Raw genomic sequence first — 22389 nt, forward strand, 5'->3', positions numbered from 1 at the left:
ATGTTAAATCCATCAATTGATTCATTGATGACAAAAATTGATTCAAAATACTCTCTTGTGTCTGTGGCTGCTAAAAGAGCACGGAAATTACAAAATAATGAAGAGCAATATCGTTTGGAAAAATATGTATCACATAAAAATGTGGGTAAAGCGTTAGAAGAGATTAATGCAAACGAACTATTTTATCGCTTAGGTGATACAACGCATGAAGGGGAAAAAAGGTAAAATACACATATATGAAAAAATAACAACCTGTATGGAGGTTGTTATTTTTGTTCATAGCCATAATATTTATAAAAAACAAGAAGAGATAGATGAAAAAGTGAGCGAAATTATTCATAATAAAAGAAAAATAACCTTTTGAATATTGGGGGTTTGTATAGATGTTGAATGGTAAAAAAATCCTGTTGTGTGTAACCGGTGGTATTGCTGTTTATAAAGCGGTAGCTTTAACAAGTAAGTTAACGCAAGCGGGAGCTTGTGTGAAAGTAATGATGAGCGATTCAGCTAGACAATTTGTGTCACCATTAACTTTTCAAGTGATGTCACGTAATGAAGTATATTTTGATACCTTCGATGAAAAGGACGCTAGTAAGATTGCTCATATTGATTTAGCAGACTGGGCAGATTTGATATTGATTGCACCAGCAACTGCGAATATTATTGGTAAGCTTGCAAATGGCCTCGCAGATGATATGATTTCTACAACATTGTTAGCACACACATCGCCGGTATGGGTTGCACCAGCGATGAATGTCAATATGTACAATCATCCTGCAGTGATAAAAAATATTGATACACTTCATCAGTTTGGTTATCAATTTATTGAACCGAGTGAAGGCTATCTAGCATGTGGTTATGTTGGAAAAGGTAGATTAGAAGAACCGGAAAAGATTGTGGAGCATATGAATCATTTTTTCAATCAAAAGGAACCGTTGTTAAAAGGGAAAAAGTTATTGATCTCAGCAGGGCCGACAAGAGAAAAAATTGATCCTGTTCGTTATTTAACCAATCATTCGAGTGGTAAGATGGGCTATGCGATTGCAGAAGTCGCAGCGAAACTTGGTGCGGATGTGACATTAGTATCAGGTCCTGTCCATATTTCTCCACCTCATGGTGTAAAAGTGATACAAGTTGAAAGTGCGGAAGAAATGTATGAAGAAATGATTGCGCGTTTTGCTGATGCTCATATTGTGATAAAAACGGCTGCTGTAGCAGATTATCGGCCTAAATATATTTATGATCAGAAAGTGAAAAAGAATGATGGTGATCAACAATTGGAATTAGAAAGAACTAAAGATATTTTAATGGCACTTGGTAAAAGAAAAAACAATCAAGTGTTGGTGGGTTTTGCGGCAGAAACAAATAATGTGGATGTATATGCGAGAGGAAAGCTGAAAAAGAAAAATGCTGATATGATTGTAGCCAATGATGTAACAAGTGCGGGTGCCGGATTTGGAACAGATACGAATGTTGTTACTCTCTATAAACGAGATGGGACTAAAACAGATCTCCCGTTGATGTCAAAACATGACGTAGCAGAAAGCATTTTAAAAGAAGCACTTTATTTATATGAGGATGAGGGGAAATGATTGCTGAGGTCATTGTTGATGTACCGGCTAAGCAAACAGATCGACCTTTTGATTATGTTATTCCGCAATCACTTGAGACGGTCATTCAAATTGGGATGCGAGTCGTTGTCCCATTTGGGCCAAGGAGAATTCAAGGTTTTGTCATTGGGATCAAACCTCAGTCCACGCTTAATAAATTAAAAAAAATCATTGAGCCGTTAGATTTAACACCTGTATTATCTGAATCGCTCATTTCATTAGGAAATTGGCTATCAGAAGAAACTTTAAGTTATCGGATCTCTGCTTATCAAGCGATGTTACCAGCAGCACTTAAAGCAAAATATCAAAAAAAATTACAAGTTTCAACTGAAAACAAACAGTTGTTGCCGCAAACCTTACAAGGCTTATTTACTAACCAAGATAGCATCCTGTGGGAAGAAGCGAAAGAAACAGGCTATTTATCATTGTTACAGCAAGAAGTAACGAAAGGTCATATTCTAATTATTTATGAAGTGAAAGATAAAATAAAAAAGAAAAAACGCCTCGCCATTAGAAGCGCTCTTTCAACAGAGGAATTAAAGACTTATCAATCGTCTCTTACCCCACGGGCACAAAAACAACATGACGTGATTAATTACTTTATCGAAAATAAAGATTGGATATTCTTAACTGACTTAACGGCAACACTACAAATATCGAATGCCGTTGTAAAAGAACTAGTGAAAAAAGAAGTATTAGAGGAGAGCGAACGTGAAATTTATCGTGATCCTTATGAAAATCGTTATTTTGCACGAACAGAACCATTACTGTTAACAAATGAGCAACAAGAAGCCATCGATCCAATCCATGATCGCATCGCAAAATCCCTTCATGAAGTGTTTTTATTGTATGGCGTAACAGGGAGTGGGAAAACAGAAGTTTACTTACAGTCGATACAGAAAGTACTAGAGAGAGGTCAAGAAGCGATTTGTTTAGTGCCAGAGATTTCACTTACCCCACAAATGGTTCATCGTTTCAAAGGAAGATTTGGGAATCAAGTAGCTGTGATGCATAGTGGATTATCTGCTGGTGAGAAGTATGATGAATGGCGAAAAGTTCAGCGGGGAGAAGTGAAAGTCGTTGTTGGAGCGCGATCAGCTGTATTTGCTCCGTTTGAAAACCTCGGTCTCATCATTATAGATGAGGAACATGAGACAAGTTATAAACAAGAGGAAAACCCAAAATACCATGCAAAAGATGTAGCAATAAAACGAGGGAAGCAAGGGAGTTTCCCCGTTATTTTAGGTAGCGCTACACCTTCACTCGAATCATTTGCTCGTGCTAAAAAAGGTGTATACACTTTGTTAAGTTTGCCGAAGAGGATGAATAATCAAGATTTACCACATGTGGATATTGTAGATATGCGTGAAGAGCTAAGAAGTGGAAATCGCTCAATGTTTTCTTCATCCTTATTAGAAAAGCTTCAATTACGTCTAGAAAAAAAAGAGCAGACTGTACTTTTCTTAAATAAACGTGGATATTCTTCTTTTGTCATGTGTCGTGATTGTGGCTATGTTGTTAATTGTCCGAACTGTGATATTTCACTAACTTATCATCGCCACCAGCAGCAAATGAAATGTCATTATTGTGGATATGAGGATCATGTCCCCTCTGTTTGTCCAGAATGCCAGAGTGATCATATTCGTTATTTTGGCACAGGGACACAAAAGGTAGAAGAAGAACTCCATAAAGTATTGCCTGAAGCGAGAGTTATTCGTATGGATGTGGATACAACGAGTAAAAAAGGCTCTCATGAGCGACTGCTAAATGAGTTCCAAAAAGGCCATGCAGATATTCTACTTGGGACCCAAATGATTGCCAAAGGACTCGATTTTCCAAATATAACGCTTGTCGGTGTATTATCAGCTGATACAATGCTTCATTTGCCAGATTTTCGGTCATCAGAAAAAACGTTTCAGTTATTGACGCAAGTGAGTGGAAGAGCAGGGCGTCATCAATTACCAGGAGAAGTGGTCATTCAAACATACAGTCCTGAACATTATAGTATTGAGTTAGCAGCTGAACAAAATTACGACCAGTTTTATGAGCGCGAAATGATGATCAGAAAAGGTTTAAAGTACCCACCTTTTTATTTTATTACACTTATTACGGTCAGTCACGAGCAATTGATGAAAGCGTTAGATGTCACAGAAAAAATTACCACATTTCTGACTAGTCGCTTAACTAAAAGCGCCCTCTGTCTTGGTCCGGTCGCATCACCTATTCCACGAATCAACAATAGATATCGCTACCAATGTTTGATAAAATACAAACGGGAGCCAGAGTTAAATCAATCATTAAAAAAGATATTAGATCAATATCAGCAAGAAGTGACTTCGACTTCTTTGAAAATATCTGTGGATGTTAATCCATTTATTCTGATGTAAAGAAAAATAACTAAAAAAGGTTATAGATAGAGAAAATCGTCGAGAATGGTAATAATTTTAGTCTAGCTATGGCTGCCTGTTGAATGAGAAGATGTTATGGAGGATTTATATTTTGAGTGTTAAACAAATAGTGATGTACCCTAATACAATTTTAGAAGAAAAATGTACACCGGTAACGGTTTTTGATAAAAAATTAGTAAGGCTATTAAATGATATGTATGATACAATGATTGAATTTGATGGTGTAGGACTAGCTGCTCCTCAAATAGGTCTCAATAAGAGAATAGCGATTGTAAATATTGAAGATGAACATGGCACGATTGAGATGATAAATCCCGAAGTAATCGAAACATCAGGTGAACAAACAGATCCAGAAGGCTGTTTGAGCTTTCCCGGTATTTATGGTGATGTCACACGACCGTCATTTGTGAAAATAAAAGCATTCAATCGAAAGGGAAAGCCATATGAGTTCGCAGCAGAAGGTTTTCTTGCTAGAGCCATTTTACATGAGATTGATCATTTGGATGGAATCCTATTCACCACTAAAGTTAGCAGATATATAGAGGCAGAAGAGTTAGAGAGGTTGGATGAAGAATGACGAAAATTGTATTTATGGGAACACCGGATTTTTCAGTTCCGGTATTACGAAGTGTTATTCAAGCAGGTTATGAAGTCATTGCAGTTGTTACACAACCTGACCGGCCAGTGGGAAGGAAAAAGGTGTTAACTCCACCACCAGTAAAGGTGGAAGCACAAAAACATGGTATTCCAGTGCTACAGCCTGAGAAAGTTAAAAATAAAGAGGACTTGCAAGCTGTTTTAAATCTAGAGCCTGAACTTATTATCACGGCTGCATTCGGGCAAATTCTCCCTAAGCAATTGTTAGATGCACCTAAATATGGTTGCATTAACGTACATGCTTCATTATTGCCAGAATTAAGAGGTGGAGCACCGATTCATTACAGCATCATCCAAGGGAAAGAAAAGACTGGTATTACGATTATGTATATGGCTGAAAAATTGGATGCAGGCGATATTTTAACACAGGTAGAAGTCGAAATCGCTAAGGATGATACTGTTGGTAGCTTACATGATAAATTAAGTGAAGCTGGTAGCAAACTATTGCTAGAAACATTACCACCATTATTAAAAGGTGATTTGCTTCCGAAACAACAAGATGAAAATTTAGCAACATTTGCATACAATATTAAGCGTGAAGAAGAAAAAATTCAGTGGAGTAAACCAGCATTAGAAATTTATAACCATATTAGAGGGATGAATCCTTGGCCAGTTGCTTATACGACTTTGTCTGATGCAGTTATGAAAGTGTGGGCTTCTGTGATCATTGAATCAAAATCAAATCAAGTGCCTGGAACGATTGTCGGATTAGAAGAGGATGGCATCAATGTCTCCACCGGCGATGGTCAGATATTGAAGCTAACGGAGATTCAGCCATCAGGTAAAAAACGCATGAAAGCGAAAGATTACCTGCGCGGCGCAGGTGCCCATCTTCAAGTTGGCATGAAGTTAGGGGACAATCGATGAAAAAACAAAGAAAGAAAAATGTAAGAGAAGTCGCGATGGATTTGTTAGATGCAATTGAAAAGAACCAATCGTATAGTAATCTCCTGTTAAACCATGCTATTAATCAAAATCATTTAGAACAAAAAGATATTGGTTTGCTGACAGAACTGGTTTATGGGACGTTACAACGTAAAATGACATTAGATTATTATTTACAGCCCTATATAAAAAAACCAAATAAAGTGGAGTCTTGGGTAAAGCAATTATTAAGGATCACGGTTTACCAAATGGTTCACTTAAATAAAATTCCTGATCACGCGGCATTAAATGAAGCCGTAGAAATAGCAAAAAATAAAGGCCATAAAGGCATTGCTTCATTTGTGAATGGGATATTACGAAATGTACAAAGAACTGGGATTAGACAAGTGGAAGAGATCAAAGATCCTATTCAAAGAATTTCAATAGCAACAAGTCACCCAGAATGGCTCGTTGCTAGATGGGTGGATCAATTTGGGATAGAAACAACGGAGGAAATGTGTAAGCTTAATTTACAAGCTCCGACTCAAACAGCGCGTGTAAATATTACGAAGGCTACGACAGAAGAAGTGATTACATTATTAGAAGAGGAAGGATATGCCGTGAAACGGAGTGAATGGGTTTCAGAAGCCATTCATGCTCTTCGAGGAAATCTTGCCAAGTCTACAGCATTCAAAAATGGACTTATCACAATACAAGATGAAAGTTCAATGTTAGCTTGCTTGGCCCTAAATCCTCAAAAGAATGAAAAGATCCTTGATGCTTGTGCAGCTCCAGGTGGGAAAACGTCTCATATAGCTGAAGCGATGTCGGGGAGTGGAGAGGTTATAGCGATAGATCTCCATGAGCATAAAGTTAAGCTTATTGCACAAACAGCAGACAGATTAGGATTAGAGAATATTGATACTCTTGCTCTCGATAGTAGACAAGTTCAAGATCATTTCCCGCAAGAGTCGTTTGATCGTATTTTGCTAGACGCGCCGTGCTCAGGTTTAGGTGTGATGCGTAGAAAACCTGATATGAAATACACAAAAAAACAAGATGATTTATCACGCCTGCAGTCCATTCAATTGGATTTATTAAATGCCATCACCCCATTATTAAAAAAAGGTGGTATGCTAGTGTATAGTACATGCACTGTTGATGAATCTGAAAACCATCAAGTCATTTCACGTTTTTTAAGTGACCATAAAGAATTTGTTGGAGACTCAACACTTAAGGCAAGGCTACCACAAGCGTTACAAACGTTTGTGAATGATTTTGAAATACAAGTATTACCGCAATATATTGGTTCAGATGGGTTTTATATCGCTTGTCTGAGAAAGAAGGTGTAATCACATGGAAAGAAGTGCAACAAAGAAAAATACAGAAACGAATCATCAACCATCCATTTATTCATTACAATTAGACGAACTAAAGGACTGGTTAAAAGAAAATAATGAAAAAGCATTCCGCGCAAGTCAAATTTTTGATTGGTTATATACAAAAAGAGTAACAAACTTCGATGATATGACAAATTTATCAAAAAGTTTGCGAGAAAAGCTCGATGCTTCATTTACTTTAACAACATTAAAAACGATTATTCAGCAACAATCTACTGATGGCACGATTAAATTTTTATTTGAGTTACACGATGGCTATTCAATTGAGACGGTTTTAATGCGTCATGAATACGGTAATTCTGTTTGTGTTACAACACAGGTAGGGTGTCGTATTGGTTGTACATTTTGTGCCTCGACTTTAGGAGGATTAAAACGTCATCTAGAAGCAGGAGAAATCGTTGCTCAAGTCGTAAAAGTACAACAAGCGTTAGATGAAACAGATGAAAGAGTAAGTTCTGTTGTCATTATGGGTATTGGGGAACCGTTTGATAATTATGATCAAATGATGTCTTTCTTGAAAATTATTAATCATGATGATGGCTTGAATATTGGTGCTAGACATATCACTGTATCTACAAGCGGAATTATCCCGAAAATCTATAAATTTGCTGATGAAAATATGCAAATCAATTTTGCTGTCAGCTTGCATGCCCCTAATAATGATATAAGAGGAAGATTAATGCCAATCAACCGCGCTTATAAATTGCCCGATTTAATGGAAGCTATTCATTATTATGTGAACAAGACAGGTAGACGTGTAAGTTTTGAATATGGTTTATTTGGAGGAGTCAATGATCAAGTAGAGCATGCAGAAGAGCTTGCTGATCTCGTTAAAGGATTGAAGTGTCATATTAACTTAATCCCAGTCAATTACGTACCTGAGAGAGACTATGTAAGAACTCCTAGAGAGCAGATTTTTCAATTTGAAAAGGCTTTGAAAAATCGTGGGGTTAATGTGACCATCCGTAGAGAACAAGGTCATGATATTGATGCAGCATGTGGACAACTTCGTGCAAAGGAGAGAAAAGAAGAAACGAGGTGACAGTATGAAGGCTGTTTTTATGACTGATGTAGGGAAACTTCGTCAGCGAAATGAAGATAATGGTGGCATTTTTACAAACGCCAGTGGTGATCGCTTAGCTATTGTAGCTGATGGTATGGGCGGTCACCGAGCTGGTGATGTAGCTAGTGAAATGGCCAAGGAAAAGCTAAAATCTATGTGGCTGCTTGCACCAAAGATTGAAACCGCGGACCAAGCAGAAAAGTGGTTGCATGACCATATTAATGAAACCAATAAGGCTATATATGCTCACAGTAAAGAAGTAACTGAATGTGAAGGTATGGGTACGACCGTTGTTGCTGCTATTTGTACTAGTCGATTTGCTACGATTGTAAACGTAGGTGATAGCCGGTGTTATATTAGAAATGAAGCGGGTTTTCAGCAGCTAACTGACGACCATTCCCTTGTTAATGAACTGCTTCGGTCAGGGCAAATTACAAAAGAGGATGCTGAAAATCATCCGATGAAAAATTTAGTGTTACGTGTGCTCGGTACGGAAGAAGATGTAAACCAAGATATTAAAACAATTATTTTTGAGGAAGATGATAGACTATTGCTATGCTCTGATGGTTTGTCAAACAAAGTTTCAGAACAAGAGATGGAATCGATTATAAATGGAAATGACTCATTAGAGGAGAAAGCTACTGAGTTGATTAAAAGAGCAAATGAAAATGGAGGGGAAGATAATATTACCCTCGTAATCATCGAGTATGCAGATGATTGTGAGAGAGGGTGATAAACGTTGATGATTGGTAAGCGTATAAACGGCCGTTATAAAATTTTGGAAATGGTCGGTGGAGGCGGCATGGCCAACGTTTATTTAGCTCATGATATGATTCTAGATCGAAACGTGGCATTAAAGATGTTGCGTCTAGACTTCGCTGAAGATGATGAGTTTATTAAACGATTTCACCGTGAAGCTCAATCAGCTACAAGCCTAACTCACCAAAATATTGTGACGATTTATGATGTTGGAGAAGAAGATACCCTATATTACATCGTCATGGAATATGTTGACGGTCAAACATTAAAACAATACATACAAAAAAACGGGCCTGTCCCTTTGGAAACAGCGATTGATATTATGAAACAGCTGACATCAGCTATTTCTCACGCCCATCAAAACCAGATTATTCATCGTGATATTAAACCACATAATATCTTAATTGATCATGAAGGCAAGATAAAAATTACTGATTTTGGAATTGCAATGGCTCTAAGTGCAACTAGCATTACCCAGACGAATTCCGTATTAGGGTCGGTTCATTATTTATCACCAGAACAAGCAAGAGGCGGTATGGCAAACCGTAAATCAGATATATATTCATTAGGGATTGTCATGTTTGAGCTGTTAACTGGAAGATTACCGTTTTCAGGAGAATCAGCTGTTTCTATTGCATTGAAACACTTGCAATCAGAAACGCCTTCCTTAAGAAGATGGAACCCAGATATACCACAAAGTGTTGAAAATATCGTATTGAAGGCAACAGCAAAGGACCCTTTCCATCGCTATAATAGTGCCGATGAAATGGAAGAAGACCTCTCTACATCTTTGAATGAAGAGAGGATGAACGAAAGAAAGTTTACTGTACCTGATGACGATGATGCTACAAAAGCAATTCCGATCATTACTGCAGATAAAATGTACCATCCTACTGACGAAACGATTATTCATAAAATTGAAGAAAAAAATGAAGATAGTCCTGTACCTATTGTAAAAAAGGAAAGTCCAAAAAAAGAAAAAGAAGATACGAAAAAGAAGAAAAAACGAAAAAAAGGTCCAATGATCCTTATATCTACTTTTGTTCTATTAGTTGTGCTATTTGTTCTTTCCGTCACTGTTTTACCTGAGATGCTTTCACCTGATGATGTTACTGTACCAGATGTATCAAATATGAGCGTTGATGACGCGAAAACATTGTTACAAGAAGAAGGATTTACGATTGGTGAAGAAATCGAACAAAACAATGATGAAGTGAAAGCAGGGGAAGTTATAAGAACCGAACCGAGAGCAGGGAGGACACAGAAAGAAGGAACAGCAGTAAATATTTATGAAAGTATCGGTAAAGAACGCTATTCAATGGAGGATTTTACTGGTCGCCCATATAGTGATATAGAAGAGTTACTAAAAGAAGAGGGTTTCCAATCTATCCAATCAGAAGAAGAATTTAGTGAGGAAGCAAAGGGAACAATTCTAGAACAGAATATTGATCCCGGAGAAGAAGTGATTCCCCAAGAAGAAGAGCTCATCTTTGTCGTCAGCAAAGGGGAGGAACCGATAGAATTAAAAGATTTAACCGGTTATAATGATAAGGCCCTAGCAGAATACGAAGCATCTAGTGGATTAACAATTGAAGTAGCTGGAGAAGAGCATCATGCTGAGATTGCTCAAGGTGAGGTCATTCGGCAGGAACCTGGAGCTGGAGCATCTTTAAATGACGGGGACACAGTAAAAGTTTATCTATCAAGTGGGCCGGAACAAGTTCCTGTAGAAGTGAAAAGAGAAGTGAATGTACCGTATAAGCCAAATCCTGATAATGTCGGACAACCTCAAGAAGTACAAATCTTTATAGAAGATATGGACAACAATATTGATGAGCCATTTAATACGATTCATATTACTGAAGATCGAGTTATTTCCTTTTCACTGCAAATACAACCAGGAGAAACCGCTTCTTACCAAATTATGAGGGATGGACAAATGATTATTCAAGAAAATGTTCCGTATGAACAGTGATGTAGGAGGACTACTATGCCAGAAGGCAAAATCATAAAAGCTTTAAGTGGCTTTTATTATGTTTTGAACAAGGATAAAGAAATCATCCAATGTCGTGGACGTGGTGTCTTTCGTAAAAATAAAATAACTCCATTAGTCGGAGATGAAGTACACTATCAAGCAGAAAATGATAAAGAAGGGTATATTTTAGAAGTGAAAAAGCGTAAAAATGAACTTATTCGCCCACCTATAGCGAATGTAGATCAAGCTTTTCTCATTTTCTCAAGTGTTGAACCTACCTTTAGTACAGCGTTATTAGATCGTTTTCTTGTCCTGGTAGAATCGAATCATATTACGCCTATTATTTGTATCACTAAGATGGATTTGGCAAGTAAAGAGGAACAAGAAACACTAGCTGTATATGCTGATAACTATCGAAAAGCAGGCTATAAAGTTGTTTTGACTTCGTCCGAAACGGCGGAAGGGATTGAGGATCTTTATCCTTTCATTACGGGAGAAATATCCGTATTTGCTGGTCAATCAGGTGTTGGTAAATCTTCACTTTTAAATGTATTACGTCCTGATTTGCAATTAAAAACAGACGATATATCCTCTCATTTAGGGAGAGGAAAACATACAACAAGACATGTGGAGCTCATTGAGATTAATGGTGGACTTGTTGCTGATACACCGGGTTTTAGCTCTTTAGAGTTTACTGAAATTGAGCAAGAGGACTTACAAAATTATTTCCCTGACATCCAAGAACTAAGCAGCTCATGTAAATTCAGAGGTTGCATGCATTTGAAGGAACCTAAATGTGCAGTTAAACAAGCTATAGAATCTGGAGATTTGCCACGTTATCGCTATGAGCACTATATTACTTTTATAGACGAAATAAGAGACAGAAAGCCGAGGTATTAACGCATGGTAAAAATTGCACCATCGATTTTATCTGCAGATTTTTCTAAATTAGGAGAAGAAATTCTTGATGTCGAACGTGGGGGAGCGGATTATATTCATGTAGATGTGATGGATGGTCACTTTGTTCCTAACATTACGATTGGTCCGTTAATTGTTGAAGCCATTAGACCGATAACGAACCTACCATTAGATGTTCATCTTATGATAGAAAACCCTGATCAATATATTCCAAGCTTCGCCTCAGCAGGAGCAGATATTATTACTGTTCATGCTGAGGCGTGTAAACACCTTCATCGTACAATACATCTCATTAAATCCTTGGGTGTTAAAGCAGGAGTTGTGATTAACCCAGCGACACCTGTCGAAGCGATTAAGCATGTGATAACTGATGTTGATATGGTGTTATTGATGACTGTGAACCCTGGCTTTGGTGGACAATCATTCATTGAAAATGTTTTACCTAAAATTGCTGAAGTAAAAGAATGGAGTAAAACATCTAACCCCTCTCTCGAAATCGAAGTGGATGGTGGGGTAAATGAGGAGACTGCAAAAAAATGCATTGCTGCAGGAGCGAATGTTTTAGTAGCAGGCTCTGCCGTTTATAATAAACAAGACCGTAAAGAAGCAATCGCTAGACTGCGGAATTGACCTGAAAAAGCTGATTTTAAGATTATACTTAGAGTCAGCTTTTCTTATGTTTCTTGCATTTTACGATAGTTAACAATTAAAAGAATAAATAGTTCATAACCTAAAAGGATAGGAAAAGTGGAGGGCGTAGAGATGAAAATCAATATATTAGCAGGGGGACCACAACAGTATCTACCCAATCTCAATGACTATTGTTTTGATGAAGTATTATGGATAGGTGTTGACCGTGGCGCCTATACATTAATTAAAAAGGGAATCGCAATTGATTATGCATTTGGAGATTTTGATTCAGTTGATGAAAGTCAGTACAGTATGATTAAGCAGCATGTTCCTCATCTACAAAGGGTAAAACCGGAAAAGGATGAAACGGATATGGAACTAGCACTTTTATGGGCGATCGAACAAAAGCCAGAAGAAATTACGGTATTTGGAGCCACAGGTGGGAGATTAGATCATTTTTTTGCTAATACTCAACTGTTAATTCAACCACTTCTAAATGACATTCTAGTACCTATTCGTTTAGTTGATAAACAAAATCAAATTATGGTTAAAAAGAGCGGCCATTATCAAATTGCTAAGGAATCATCTTATCCATATATATCTTTTATTCCGGTAACAGAAAACGTGAGGAACTTGACATTAACGGGATTCAAGTACCCATTAACTAATCACTTCGTACCTTTAGGGTCAACTCTTTGTATAAGTAATGAACTTATTGATGATAATGGTACTTTTTCTTTTGATAAAGGCATATTAATGGTGATAAGAAGTAAGGATGAAAAATAACTAATATTGATTCCTTTGTTCTAATATGAATAAAAAGAAGTAGTGCGTACGTTTATTACTTAAGGTGTGAGACTTTGAGGAGGGACTTAAATGAGATTTTATACAATCAAGCTGCCTAAATTTTTGGGAGGCATTGTGAGGGCGATGCTAGGGACATTTAAAAAGGAGTAAAGAGTACAATCTTTTTTTCTAACGTCTTTAGTGCGAATATTGTATAAAAAAAGAGGGTACCAATACTGGTACCCTCTCATTCATTATACGCGTTCAACTTTACCTGATTTCAAAGCTCTTGCAGAAACCCATACACGTTTAGGTTTACCGTCTACAAGAATGCGTACTTTTTGTAGGTTAGCACCCCAAGTACGTTTGTTAGCATTCATCGCATGAGAACGAGCATTACCTGTTTTTGTTTTCTTTCCAGTAATTACACATTGGCGTGGCATCTATATTCCCTCCTTACTAAAACATGACATCATTATTTTCATGTTTCGATCACAATTGTCAGTTACATCTAACTTAATATGAAAGTAGCTCGCACTAATTTCATACTAAAAAGATACTTTAATAATTTATCATACAAACACCTACAATGCAATAGTTTGCCTCTATTCTATCAAGAAAAAAACCTTGACATATATGCTGTGAAAATACGTTATAATATGAAAGAGGTAAGTATGGCTTTTAAAATGCTTACATGTATAGTAAAATATTCTTTATGAAAAGTGTAGTACATGCGTCTATTCGTTCCATGGCTTCATCAAACAATGATTGTCATTCATTAGATATTCACAATGAAAACGAAGACTAGCTAAGAAGAAGCAGTAATTTACCAGAAGGGGGAACAACAAAATGTCCATCGAACTAAAGAATAACTACGGGCAAATTGATATCTCAAATGACGTAATTGCGACAATTGCAGGAGGAGCAGCAGTCGACTGCTATGGTATTGTTGGCATGGCCTCTAAACATCAAATAAAAGACGGCTTATCTGAAATCCTGCGTAAAGAAAACTTTACTAAAGGTGTCATCGTGCGTCAGGAAGAAGATGAAGTACATATCGACATGTATATTATTGTTAGCTACGGAACGAAAATTTCTGAAGTTGCTCATAATGTGCAATCCAAAGTTAAATACACTTTAGATCAAACAGTCGGTCTAAGTACTGAGTCTGTTAATATTTTTGTTCAAGGTGTTCGTGTAACGAACCCGTAATGAGGAGGAAAATTTCGTGTCAATTAAAGTTTTAGAAGGAAAACAATTTGCGAAAATGATTGTCCAAGGAGCTAATCATTTATCTACAAATGCGAATTATGTAGATGCATTGAATGTTTTCCCTGTTCCAGATGGTGATACTGGGACAAATATGAACTTGTCAATGACTTCTGGTGCAAAGGAAGTTAAAAATATAACAACCAATCATATTGGTAAAGTTGGGGTTGCTCTTTCAAAGGGTCTATTAATGGGCGCTCGTGGTAACTCTGGTGTAATTCTCTCTCAGCTTTTTCGTGGGTTCGCAAAGCATATTGAGCAGAAAGAAAGTGTAAATGGACTTGAATTTGCATCTGCATTTGAAGCGGGTGTAGAAACTGCTTATAAAGCGGTGATGAAACCTGTTGAAGGAACAATATTAACTGTTGCGAAAGATGCTGGAAACAAAGCAGTACAAGTAGCACAAACAGAAGATGATATTGTTCAAATTATGCAAGCAATCGTTAATGAAGCTAAAGCTTCTCTTGAGCGTACACCAGAGCTACTACCAGTGTTAAAAGAAGTAGGGGTAGTTGATAGTGGTGGACAAGGTCTACTTTTTGTATATGAAGGCTTTCTAGCAGAATTAAAAGGAGAAGCATTACCTGACTCCAGTGCATCTCTTCCGAAAATGGAGGAGCTTGTAAGTGCGGAACATCATAAAAGTGTACAGAGCCATATGAATACAGAAGATATTGTATTCGGATACTGTACAGAATTTATGGTTAGATTTGAATCTGAGAAGTTAGCTACGAATCCATTCTCTGAAGACAAATTCCGTCAAGACTTAAGTCAATATGGTGATTCCCTACTTGTGATTGCTGATGAAAACCTTGTGAAGGTTCATATTCATTCTGAACAACCAGGGGATTGCTTATCCTATGGACAAAAGTACGGAAATCTTATTAATATGAAGATCGAGAATATGCGTTTGCAGCACACAAACATTCTTGACGAAGATGAAAAGGCTTCCGCATCACAAAATGATGCTAAAGTTCCCCAAGAAAAACGTGAATACGGAGTGATCACTGTTTCAATGGGAAGCGGAATTGCTGAGGTTTTCCGTAGTATTGGGGCGCATGTAGTAATTGAAGGCGGCCAAACAATGAATCCAAGCACAGAGGATATTGTCAAGGCGATTGAAGAAGTGAATGCAGAAAAAGTAATTATCTTACCAAATAATAAAAATATTATTATGGCTGCTGAACAGGCGTGTGAAGTATCAGAAACCGATGCCATTGTTGTTCCTTCCAAAACGGTTCCTCAAGGAATGAGTGCGCTACTTGCCTTTAATCCATCCGCGGAACTATCAGAGAATAAGGATTATATGTCTGAAGCGTTATCGCATGTGAAAACAGGTCAGATCACTTTCGCAGTCCGTGATACGAGTATCGATGGTCTTGAGATTGGAAAAGGCGACTTTATGGGGATTGAAGAAGGCAAAATTATCGTTAAAGATAAGGATAAGCTTCAATCTGCTAAAAGTTTAATTGACCAGATGATAGATGAAGATTCGGAAATTGTCACAATTATTCAAGGTGAAGATGCCTCAAAAGAAGATGTAGAAGTAATTCTTAACTATATAGAAGAGAAGTATGATGATGTCGAAGTAGAAGTGCACGACGGCAAACAACCATTATATGCATTTATCTTCTCGGTAGAATAAATAGAAGAGAATGACCATGGGTAGCTTCTTTTACACTGCTCCCGTGGTCTTTTTTCATCAAATGACTCACTGCCTTCTCCTACTTACTGCAATTGGAATTTGATATCGATGGTTAGGAGGGGAATTAGAGGTTAGTTATTTAATCATTTGAATTATGAAACTATGCCTCTGTCTTCGCCTTAGTGCTCGCCAAAAGGGCGAGTTTTCTTTATTTCTCGTAAAGAAAGGCTGTTTTGAAAAGGAGGGTCAAGTATGTTAAGTGACAAAGTAGATCATATAAAGGGGTTGGGTCAATCTGCTGCAGATAATCTGAAAGATATGGGGATCACCACTGTAGGCGACTTGATTGAATACTTGCCTTTTCGTTATGAAGATTATCGTCTAAAAGATTTAAGTGAAATCAAACATGAAGAAAGAATTACAGTTGAGGGGAAAGTTCATTCACAGCCCACACTTAGTTTTTATGGACGTAAACGTTCGCGCTTAACATTTAGAGTTTTAGTCGATCGCTACCTCATACAAGTAATTGCTTTTAATCAACCATATTTAAAAAAACAAATAGAATTAAATGATACAGTTACTATTACGGGAAAGTGGGACCAACATCGCCAAACGATTACACTAGGTAAACTCAGCAAAGGTGAGGTTACGCAAACGAATGCATTTGAACCTGTTTATGCTGTTAAAGGCAAAGTCACAGTGAAGTCTTTACGTCGCTATATTAAGCACGCACTTGATCAATACGGACACGATATAGTAGAAACACTCCCTTCAGAATATATTGGGGCATATCGGTTGATGGCGCGTGAAAAAGCGATTCGTACATTACATTATCCTGATACTCCGGAAATGCTAAAGCAAGCAAGAAGAAGGTTAGTATATGAAGAGTTCTTTTATTTCCAATTAAAAATCCAAGCATTACGAAAAATAGAAAGAGAAAGTAGTGCAGGTGTGAACATTGATTATGATCTGCAACGCTTAAAGTCATTTATAGATACACTTCCATTTGAACTGACGGGTGCACAAAAAAGAGTTGTCAATGAAATTCTCTTTGATATGAAATCTAACTATCGTATGAATCGACTGCTTCAAGGTGATGTTGGATCAGGTAAAACAGCAGTTGCTGCTATTATGTTATTCGCTGCTAATAGTGCGGGTTATCAAGGTGCATTAATGGTACCAACAGAGATTTTAGCTGAACAACATGCAGAATCACTGGCTATGATGTTTGCGAATTATCCAATAAGGATTGAAAGATTAACAAGTTCAGTGAAGGGGAAAAAGAGAAGAGAACTACTTGCAGAATTAGAGGCTGGTAACATTGATATTGTTATTGGTACACATGCGCTTATTCAAACGGAAGTTGTTTTTAAAAAATTAGGACTTGTTATTACAGATGAACAACATCGCTTTGGTGTTGAGCAGCGTCGTGTATTAAGACAAAAGGGTGAAAACCCTAACGTGTTATTCATGACTGCGACGCCAATACCGAGAACTTTGGCCATAACCGCATTTGGCGAAATGGATGTATCCATCATTGATGAAATGCCAGCAGGTAGGAAAGTAATAGAAACGTATTGGGCAAAACTAGATATGTTAGAAAGGGTATTAGGCTTTATGGAGAAAGAATTGCGTGGAGGACAGCAAGCTTATGTGATTTGCCCACTCATTGAAGAATCAGAGAAACTTGATGTCCAAAATGCAATTGATGTCCACACTATTCTTATGCAATATTTTCAGGATAGGTATAAAGTTGGTTTAATGCACGGGCGTCTACACCCTGATGAGAAAGAAGATGTGATGAAGAAGTTTAGTGACAATCAGACGCAAGTACTAGTATCTACAACTGTGGTTGAGGTAGGTGTCAATGTACCGAATGCCACAATGATGCTCATCTACGATGCTGATCGTTTTGGGCTAGCTACGCTTCATCAATTAAGAGGAAGAGTTGGTAGAGGAGATAAACAGTCCTATTGTATATTACTAGCTGATCCTAAGTCAGAAGTTGGTAAAGAAAGAATGCGGATTATGACAGAAACGAATGATGGGTTTGTTTTAAGTGAGAAGGATTTAGAGCTACGTGGTCCAGGTGATTTTTTTGGTCGCAAGCAAAGTGGGCTTCCTGAATTCAAGGTAGCTGACATGGTGCATGATTACCGTGCGCTTGAAGTGGCAAGAAATGATGCTACTCAATTAATTCAGACAGATAGCTTTTGGTATGAAAAAAAATATCAAATATTGAGGGATTACTTAAGGGATAATGGTGTGCTTGAAGGTGAGAAGTTAGATTAATAAAAAGGGAATGAAAGGAGATATGCGGACTAGAAGCAGCTATCTATTTGAATAAATAGTTTGAGGTAAACATTGCCTAGATGCTCGCTAGTAAGCTTAAGACTTTAAAAGGTCAATAGTAGCAATAATTACTTCTTGCAATATAATAGCTATAATTATATACTACTATTAGTACCTAGTCTTAATTTTCTTGGACGGTGTATAAAAAATGAAAAGAAATAAAAAGCAACGACAATCATTGTTAGTAGAAACGATAAAAGAGAACCCATTCATTACGGATGAAGATTTAGCCGATAAGTTTTCTGTCAGTGTGCAGACGATTAGGCTTGATCGGTTAGAGCTCTCAATACCTGAATTGAGAGAAAGAATAAAAACAGTCGCTGAAAAAAATTTTGAGGACGAGGTTGTCGCGCTGCCTATTGAGGAAGTAATAGGGGAAATCATTGATATTGAGTTAGATAATGTAGCCATTTCTATATTCGATGTCAAAGAGGAGCACGTTTTTAAACGAAATCAAATTGCGCGTGGACATCACTTATTTGCTCAAGCAAACTCTTTAGCGGTCGCGGTTATTAATGATGACCTTGCCTTAACAGCGAAAGCAAATATTCACTTTACTCGCTCGGTAAAGCAAGGGGAACGAGTAGTATGTAAAGCGAAAGTGATAAGTATCGATAACGATCGGACAAAGATAGAGGTTATAAGTACCGTACATAATGAATGTGTTTTTAAAGGTGAGTTTGATATGTATCGCTCGCATCAATAAAAATATTAAATGAGACTAAAGGATGAATAGATGTGAAAATTGCCATAGATGCAATGGGTGGTGACAATGCACCAGAGGAAATTGTTCATGGTGCTATGAAGGCTGCGTTAGACTTCAATGATATTGAAATTACTTTAGTAGGTAATGAAGATGAGATTAGAAAATATTTGACATCAAATGATGACAGAATTCAAGTGCTTCATACGAACGAAATGATTTTGGGCACTGATGAACCTGTTCGCGCTGTAAGAAGAAAAAAACAAGCATCAATGGTGTTAGCTGCACAACTTGTTGCAGATGGTAAGGCTGATGCTTGTATATCTGCAGGTAATACTGGAGCCTTAATGGCTGCTGGATTATTTGTAGTTGGTAGAATTGAAGGGATTGAAAGACCAGCGCTAGCCCCTACTTTGCCAACCATAGGAGGAGAAGGTTTCTTACTTTTAGATGTAGGAGCAAATGTCGATGCTAAACCTGAGCATTTAACGCAGTATGCCTTGATGGGGGCGATTTATGCAGAGAAGGTAAGAGGAGTTAAGAACCCTAGAGTTGGTTTGTTGAATATTGGTACAGAGGAGAAAAAAGGAAGCGAACTAACAAAGGATACTTTTACTAAATTGCAACAAGCTGATATCAATTTTATTGGAAATGTTGAAGCGCGTGATTTACTAAATGGCGTAGCAGATGTGGTAGTGACCGATGGTTTTACTGGCAATATGGTATTAAAGACCATTGAAGGGACAGCGATGAGTCTGTTTAAAATGTTGAAAACGGCAATGACAAGTAATCTGAAATCAAAACTAGCTGCAGCAGTATTAAAGCCTGATCTGAAAGAGTTGAAAGGAAAAATGGACTACTCTGAATATGGTGGAGCAGCATTATTTGGACTAAAGGCACCAGTTATTAAAGCACATGGATCGTCTGATCGCAATGCTTTGTACAGTGCTGTAAAGCAGACAAGAATTATGGTAGAGCATGAAGTAGCTGAAAAAGTGAAAGCGTCGCTTGAAATTCAATCATAATGGGAGGCGGATAATATGGGGAAAATTGCATTTGTTTTTCCAGGACAAGGTTCACAAACTGTCGGAATGGGGAAATCACTAGCTGATGAGAATGAGAACGTTTTAAAATTATTTAAACAAGCTGATGAACGTTTAGGATACTCTCTTTCACAACTTATTTTCGAAGGCCCACAAGAACAGTTGACGCAAACGATGAATGCTCAACCGGCATTGTTAACAACAAGTATCGCGGTTTTGGAAGCATTCAAACAATCTGGCATCACAGCAGATTATGTTGCTGGCCATAGTTTAGGAGAATATTCAGCACTTGTTGCAGCAGAAGCCATTTCTTTTACTGACGGTGTTTATGCTGTTCATAAACGTGGTGAATTTATGGAAGATGCTGTTCCTAATGGAGAAGGGACAATGGCTGCAGTTCTTGGTATGGAAAGAGAAGCACTGCAAGCTATTACCGATAAGATTACTGAATCAGGTCATTCTGTACAATTAGCCAATTTGAATTCACCTGGACAAATTGTCATTTCCGGTACAAAACAAGGTGTAGAACTAGCTGGCGTAGAAGCAAAAATGGCAGGTGCGAAAAGAGTATTACCATTAGAAGTAAGTGGTCCCTTCCATTCGCAACTAATGAGACCAGCAGCTGATCGTCTATTAAGCGTATTAGATGAAATCAAATTACAGGATGCAAGTGTGCCAGTGATTGCGAATGTTTCAGCAACGCCAATCACTGCGTCTGGAGAAATCAAAGAAAAGCTATTGCAACAATTATATTCACCTGTTCTTTGGGAGGATACTGTAAGGAAGTTACTTGCTTTAGGTGTAGATACTTTTATTGAAATTGGACCTGGAAAGGTTTTATCAGGCCTTATCAAAAAGGTAGACCGTAATGTTCAACTTTTTGCTATCTCTGATAGTAAGTCCATTGAGTCAACTATCGAAGCCATAAAGGAGGCTGCAAAATGAAGTTATCAAATAAAATTGCAATTGTAACCGGTGCTTCTAGAGGGATTGGTAGGGAAATAGCTTTAGAGCTTGCCAGAGAAGGGGCAAAAGTAGCTGTCAATTATGCAGGTAGTGAGGCGAGAGCCAATGAAGTAGTTGATGAAATTAAATCATTAGGGTCAGAAGCATTTGCAATTCAATGTGATGTTTCTAATAGTGAATCAGTTACAAATATGATTAAAACGGTCATCGAACATTTTGGCCGTATTGATATTCTAGTGAATAATGCAGGCATTACAAAGGATAACCTATTGATGAGAATGAAGGAAGATGAATGGGACGCTGTCATCAATACCAATCTTAAGGGAGTATTTCTGTGCACGAAGGCTGTAACTAGACAAATGATGAAGCAGCGGAGCGGACGGATTATTAATATTTCCTCTATTGTTGGAACAACAGGAAATCCAGGCCAAGCAAATTACGTAGCTGCTAAATCTGGTGTCATCGGCTTAACTAAAACAACAGCCAAAGAATTAGCATCGAGAGGCATTACGGTTAATGCGATTGCACCTGGGTTTATTACGACAGAAATGACCGATGAATTAAATGCAGAAATTAAAGAGCAAATGCTTGCTAATATTCCACTGGCAACATTCGGAGAGCCAAAAGATATTGCAAAAGTAGTTAACTTCCTTGCTTCTGAAGATAGTAAGTATATGACTGGTCAAACTTTGCATGTTGATGGTGGTATGTATATGTAAACAGTAAGTCCTTTTTTAAAGGGTTTACATATAAATGAAAGATTTAAGATTACGTGATTGTTGCATTTACTAAAAACATCTTTCGTATTTATTAACTTTCATCTATAATATCTTGAGGGGAGGTGAACAAGCATGGCAGAAGTATTAGAACGTGTAACAAAAATCGTTGTTGATCGTCTTGGTGTTGATGAAGCAGAAGTAAAAGAAGAAGCGTCTTTCAAAGATGATCTTGGTGCTGATTCCCTAGATGTAGTTGAACTAGTAATGGAATTAGAAGATGAGTTTGATATGGAAATCTCTGACGATGATGCTGAAAAAATTGTAACAGTGGGTGACGCTGTAAATTACATAAAAGCAAAAAACTAATCGTTAGATAAGTATGAGTGAGGGATATCCCTCACTCAATCTTTCTATATAAATAGCAGTTAATGAGCCAGATGTCACTTTTGTGCTTATTGTCCGCCGTGACTTGAGTTAATCAGGTAGTGACGGACAGTAAGTACATCCAGATTTATCCTCATTAGCGCTTTAAACTTGGTTAAGAATTCTTTCTGCCAAGTTTCTTTGTGTTTTTATGTAAAATTGCTTAAACTAAGAGAGAATGATGTATATAAAAAGATAA

General features: G+C 37.4%; 22 protein-coding genes. 21 read left to right on the forward strand and 1 reads right to left on the reverse strand.

What is annotated here, in order from left to right; all coding sequences use genetic code 11:
• The 13 genes from rpoZ to spoVM all read left to right on the forward strand — a co-directional run bounded on the left by rpoZ (position 1) and on the right by spoVM (position 13241).
• Entirely contained in the window at positions 1–225 is a 225-nt protein-coding gene (gene rpoZ / locus MKX78_RS09840; protein WP_095369579.1) for a DNA-directed RNA polymerase subunit omega, read from the forward strand.
• Between the two features lie 158 nt (positions 226–383).
• Positions 384–1592, forward strand: coding sequence for a bifunctional phosphopantothenoylcysteine decarboxylase/phosphopantothenate--cysteine ligase CoaBC (gene coaBC / locus MKX78_RS09845; protein WP_341050718.1), 1209 nt, complete (start codon positions 384–386; stop codon positions 1590–1592).
• Positions 1589–3997, forward strand: a complete 2409-nt coding sequence (gene priA / locus MKX78_RS09850) for a primosomal protein N' (RefSeq protein ID WP_328199063.1) — start codon at positions 1589–1591, stop codon at positions 3995–3997. The genes coaBC and priA overlap by 4 nt, the downstream gene beginning before the upstream one ends.
• 112 nt (positions 3998–4109) lie before the next feature.
• Positions 4110–4595: a peptide deformylase gene (gene def / locus MKX78_RS09855; RefSeq protein WP_341050722.1), complete on the forward strand. Its 486-nt coding sequence runs from the start codon at positions 4110–4112 to the stop codon at positions 4593–4595.
• Complete coding sequence (fmt, locus tag MKX78_RS09860) at positions 4592–5542, forward strand: methionyl-tRNA formyltransferase (protein WP_322909219.1); 951 nt, start codon at positions 4592–4594, stop codon at positions 5540–5542. The genes def and fmt overlap by 4 nt, the downstream gene beginning before the upstream one ends.
• Positions 5539–6891 (forward strand): 16S rRNA (cytosine(967)-C(5))-methyltransferase RsmB, encoded by a 1353-nt coding sequence (gene rsmB / locus MKX78_RS09865; RefSeq protein WP_341050725.1) that lies wholly within the window; start codon positions 5539–5541, stop codon positions 6889–6891. Before fmt ends, rsmB begins: the two co-directional genes overlap by 4 nt.
• A gap of 4 nt (positions 6892–6895) precedes the next feature.
• A complete protein-coding gene (gene rlmN / locus MKX78_RS09870; protein WP_095369573.1) occupies positions 6896–7981 on the forward strand; it encodes a 23S rRNA (adenine(2503)-C(2))-methyltransferase RlmN in 1086 nt (361 codons plus the stop codon).
• 4 nt (positions 7982–7985) lie between these two features.
• The gene (locus MKX78_RS09875; protein WP_095369572.1) at positions 7986–8735 is read left to right on the forward strand and encodes a Stp1/IreP family PP2C-type Ser/Thr phosphatase; all 750 of its coding nucleotides are present in this window, start codon (positions 7986–7988) and stop codon (positions 8733–8735) included.
• 9 nt (positions 8736–8744) lie between these two features.
• On the forward strand, positions 8745–10736 hold the full coding sequence (gene pknB / locus MKX78_RS09880; protein ID WP_307314487.1) for a Stk1 family PASTA domain-containing Ser/Thr kinase: 1992 nt from the start codon (positions 8745–8747) through the stop codon (positions 10734–10736).
• 15 nt (positions 10737–10751) lie between these two features.
• Positions 10752–11636, forward strand: coding sequence for a ribosome small subunit-dependent GTPase A (rsgA, locus tag MKX78_RS09885; protein ID WP_095369570.1), 885 nt, complete (start codon positions 10752–10754; stop codon positions 11634–11636).
• A gap of 3 nt (positions 11637–11639) precedes the next feature.
• Positions 11640–12284 (forward strand): ribulose-phosphate 3-epimerase, encoded by a 645-nt coding sequence (gene rpe / locus MKX78_RS09890; RefSeq protein WP_224938574.1) that lies wholly within the window; start codon positions 11640–11642, stop codon positions 12282–12284.
• Between the two features lie 132 nt (positions 12285–12416).
• Positions 12417–13070: a thiamine diphosphokinase gene (locus tag MKX78_RS09895; RefSeq protein WP_328199072.1), complete on the forward strand. Its 654-nt coding sequence runs from the start codon at positions 12417–12419 to the stop codon at positions 13068–13070.
• A 90-nt stretch (positions 13071–13160) separates the two neighbouring features.
• Positions 13161–13241, forward strand: coding sequence for a stage V sporulation protein SpoVM (spoVM, locus tag MKX78_RS09900; protein ID WP_095369568.1), 81 nt, complete (start codon positions 13161–13163; stop codon positions 13239–13241).
• An 83-nt stretch (positions 13242–13324) separates the two neighbouring features.
• Here the strand turns inward: spoVM and rpmB are convergent, their stop codons facing one another.
• Entirely contained in the window at positions 13325–13513 is a 189-nt protein-coding gene (rpmB, locus tag MKX78_RS09905) for a 50S ribosomal protein L28 (RefSeq protein WP_095369567.1), read from the reverse strand.
• A 406-nt stretch (positions 13514–13919) separates the two neighbouring features.
• Here rpmB and MKX78_RS09910 point away from each other — a divergent pair, with 406 nt between their 5' ends.
• The 8 genes from MKX78_RS09910 to MKX78_RS09945 all read left to right on the forward strand — a co-directional run bounded on the left by MKX78_RS09910 (position 13920) and on the right by MKX78_RS09945 (position 22133).
• Positions 13920–14282, forward strand: coding sequence for an Asp23/Gls24 family envelope stress response protein (locus tag MKX78_RS09910; protein WP_095369566.1), 363 nt, complete (start codon positions 13920–13922; stop codon positions 14280–14282).
• A 16-nt stretch (positions 14283–14298) separates the two neighbouring features.
• Complete coding sequence (locus MKX78_RS09915) at positions 14299–15984, forward strand: DAK2 domain-containing protein (protein ID WP_341050728.1); 1686 nt, start codon at positions 14299–14301, stop codon at positions 15982–15984.
• A 252-nt stretch (positions 15985–16236) separates the two neighbouring features.
• Positions 16237–18276, forward strand: a complete 2040-nt coding sequence (recG, locus tag MKX78_RS09920; protein WP_307314473.1) for an ATP-dependent DNA helicase RecG — start codon at positions 16237–16239, stop codon at positions 18274–18276.
• A gap of 208 nt (positions 18277–18484) precedes the next feature.
• On the forward strand, positions 18485–19042 hold the full coding sequence (gene fapR, locus MKX78_RS09925; RefSeq protein ID WP_095369563.1) for a transcription factor FapR: 558 nt from the start codon (positions 18485–18487) through the stop codon (positions 19040–19042).
• A 32-nt stretch (positions 19043–19074) separates the two neighbouring features.
• The gene (plsX, locus tag MKX78_RS09930; RefSeq protein WP_095369562.1) at positions 19075–20064 is read left to right on the forward strand and encodes a phosphate acyltransferase PlsX; all 990 of its coding nucleotides are present in this window, start codon (positions 19075–19077) and stop codon (positions 20062–20064) included.
• A 15-nt stretch (positions 20065–20079) separates the two neighbouring features.
• Positions 20080–21027, forward strand: a complete 948-nt coding sequence (gene fabD / locus MKX78_RS09935; RefSeq protein WP_095369561.1) for an ACP S-malonyltransferase — start codon at positions 20080–20082, stop codon at positions 21025–21027.
• The gene (gene fabG, locus MKX78_RS09940; protein WP_095369560.1) at positions 21024–21767 is read left to right on the forward strand and encodes a 3-oxoacyl-[acyl-carrier-protein] reductase; all 744 of its coding nucleotides are present in this window, start codon (positions 21024–21026) and stop codon (positions 21765–21767) included. Before fabD ends, fabG begins: the two co-directional genes overlap by 4 nt.
• A 132-nt stretch (positions 21768–21899) precedes the next feature.
• Positions 21900–22133 (forward strand): acyl carrier protein, encoded by a 234-nt coding sequence (locus MKX78_RS09945; protein WP_095369559.1) that lies wholly within the window; start codon positions 21900–21902, stop codon positions 22131–22133.
• Positions 22134–22389 lie beyond the last annotated feature (256 nt).

Source organism: Cytobacillus sp. FSL R5-0569 (assembly GCF_038007265.1).
Taxonomy (GTDB): domain Bacteria; phylum Bacillota; class Bacilli; order Bacillales; family Cytobacillaceae; genus Cytobacillus; species Cytobacillus kochii.

What these genes read in the sequence shown, in the direction of transcription:
- rpoZ (WP_095369579.1), top strand. Translation starts at nt 1, where the DNA reads ATGTTAAATCCATCAATTGATTCATTGATGACAAAAATTGATTCAAAA.
- coaBC (WP_341050718.1), top strand. Translation starts at nt 384, where the DNA reads ATGTTGAATGGTAAAAAAATCCTGTTGTGTGTAACCGGTGGTATTGCT.
- priA (WP_328199063.1), top strand. Translation starts at nt 1,589, where the DNA reads ATGATTGCTGAGGTCATTGTTGATGTACCGGCTAAGCAAACAGATCGA.
- fmt (WP_322909219.1), top strand. Translation starts at nt 4,592, where the DNA reads ATGACGAAAATTGTATTTATGGGAACACCGGATTTTTCAGTTCCGGTA.
- rsmB (WP_341050725.1), top strand. Translation starts at nt 5,539, where the DNA reads ATGAAAAAACAAAGAAAGAAAAATGTAAGAGAAGTCGCGATGGATTTG.
- rlmN (WP_095369573.1), top strand. Translation starts at nt 6,896, where the DNA reads ATGGAAAGAAGTGCAACAAAGAAAAATACAGAAACGAATCATCAACCA.
- MKX78_RS09875 (WP_095369572.1), top strand. Translation starts at nt 7,986, where the DNA reads ATGAAGGCTGTTTTTATGACTGATGTAGGGAAACTTCGTCAGCGAAAT.
- pknB (WP_307314487.1), top strand. Translation starts at nt 8,745, where the DNA reads ATGATTGGTAAGCGTATAAACGGCCGTTATAAAATTTTGGAAATGGTC.
- rsgA (WP_095369570.1), top strand. Translation starts at nt 10,752, where the DNA reads ATGCCAGAAGGCAAAATCATAAAAGCTTTAAGTGGCTTTTATTATGTT.
- rpe (WP_224938574.1), top strand. Translation starts at nt 11,640, where the DNA reads ATGGTAAAAATTGCACCATCGATTTTATCTGCAGATTTTTCTAAATTA.
- MKX78_RS09895 (WP_328199072.1), top strand. Translation starts at nt 12,417, where the DNA reads ATGAAAATCAATATATTAGCAGGGGGACCACAACAGTATCTACCCAAT.
- spoVM (WP_095369568.1), top strand. Translation starts at nt 13,161, where the DNA reads ATGAGATTTTATACAATCAAGCTGCCTAAATTTTTGGGAGGCATTGTG.
- rpmB (WP_095369567.1), bottom strand. Translation starts at nt 13,513, where the DNA reads ATGCCACGCCAATGTGTAATTACTGGAAAGAAAACAAAAACAGGTAAT.
- MKX78_RS09910 (WP_095369566.1), top strand. Translation starts at nt 13,920, where the DNA reads ATGTCCATCGAACTAAAGAATAACTACGGGCAAATTGATATCTCAAAT.
- recG (WP_307314473.1), top strand. Translation starts at nt 16,237, where the DNA reads ATGTTAAGTGACAAAGTAGATCATATAAAGGGGTTGGGTCAATCTGCT.
- fapR (WP_095369563.1), top strand. Translation starts at nt 18,485, where the DNA reads ATGAAAAGAAATAAAAAGCAACGACAATCATTGTTAGTAGAAACGATA.
- fabD (WP_095369561.1), top strand. Translation starts at nt 20,080, where the DNA reads ATGGGGAAAATTGCATTTGTTTTTCCAGGACAAGGTTCACAAACTGTC.
- fabG (WP_095369560.1), top strand. Translation starts at nt 21,024, where the DNA reads ATGAAGTTATCAAATAAAATTGCAATTGTAACCGGTGCTTCTAGAGGG.
- MKX78_RS09945 (WP_095369559.1), top strand. Translation starts at nt 21,900, where the DNA reads ATGGCAGAAGTATTAGAACGTGTAACAAAAATCGTTGTTGATCGTCTT.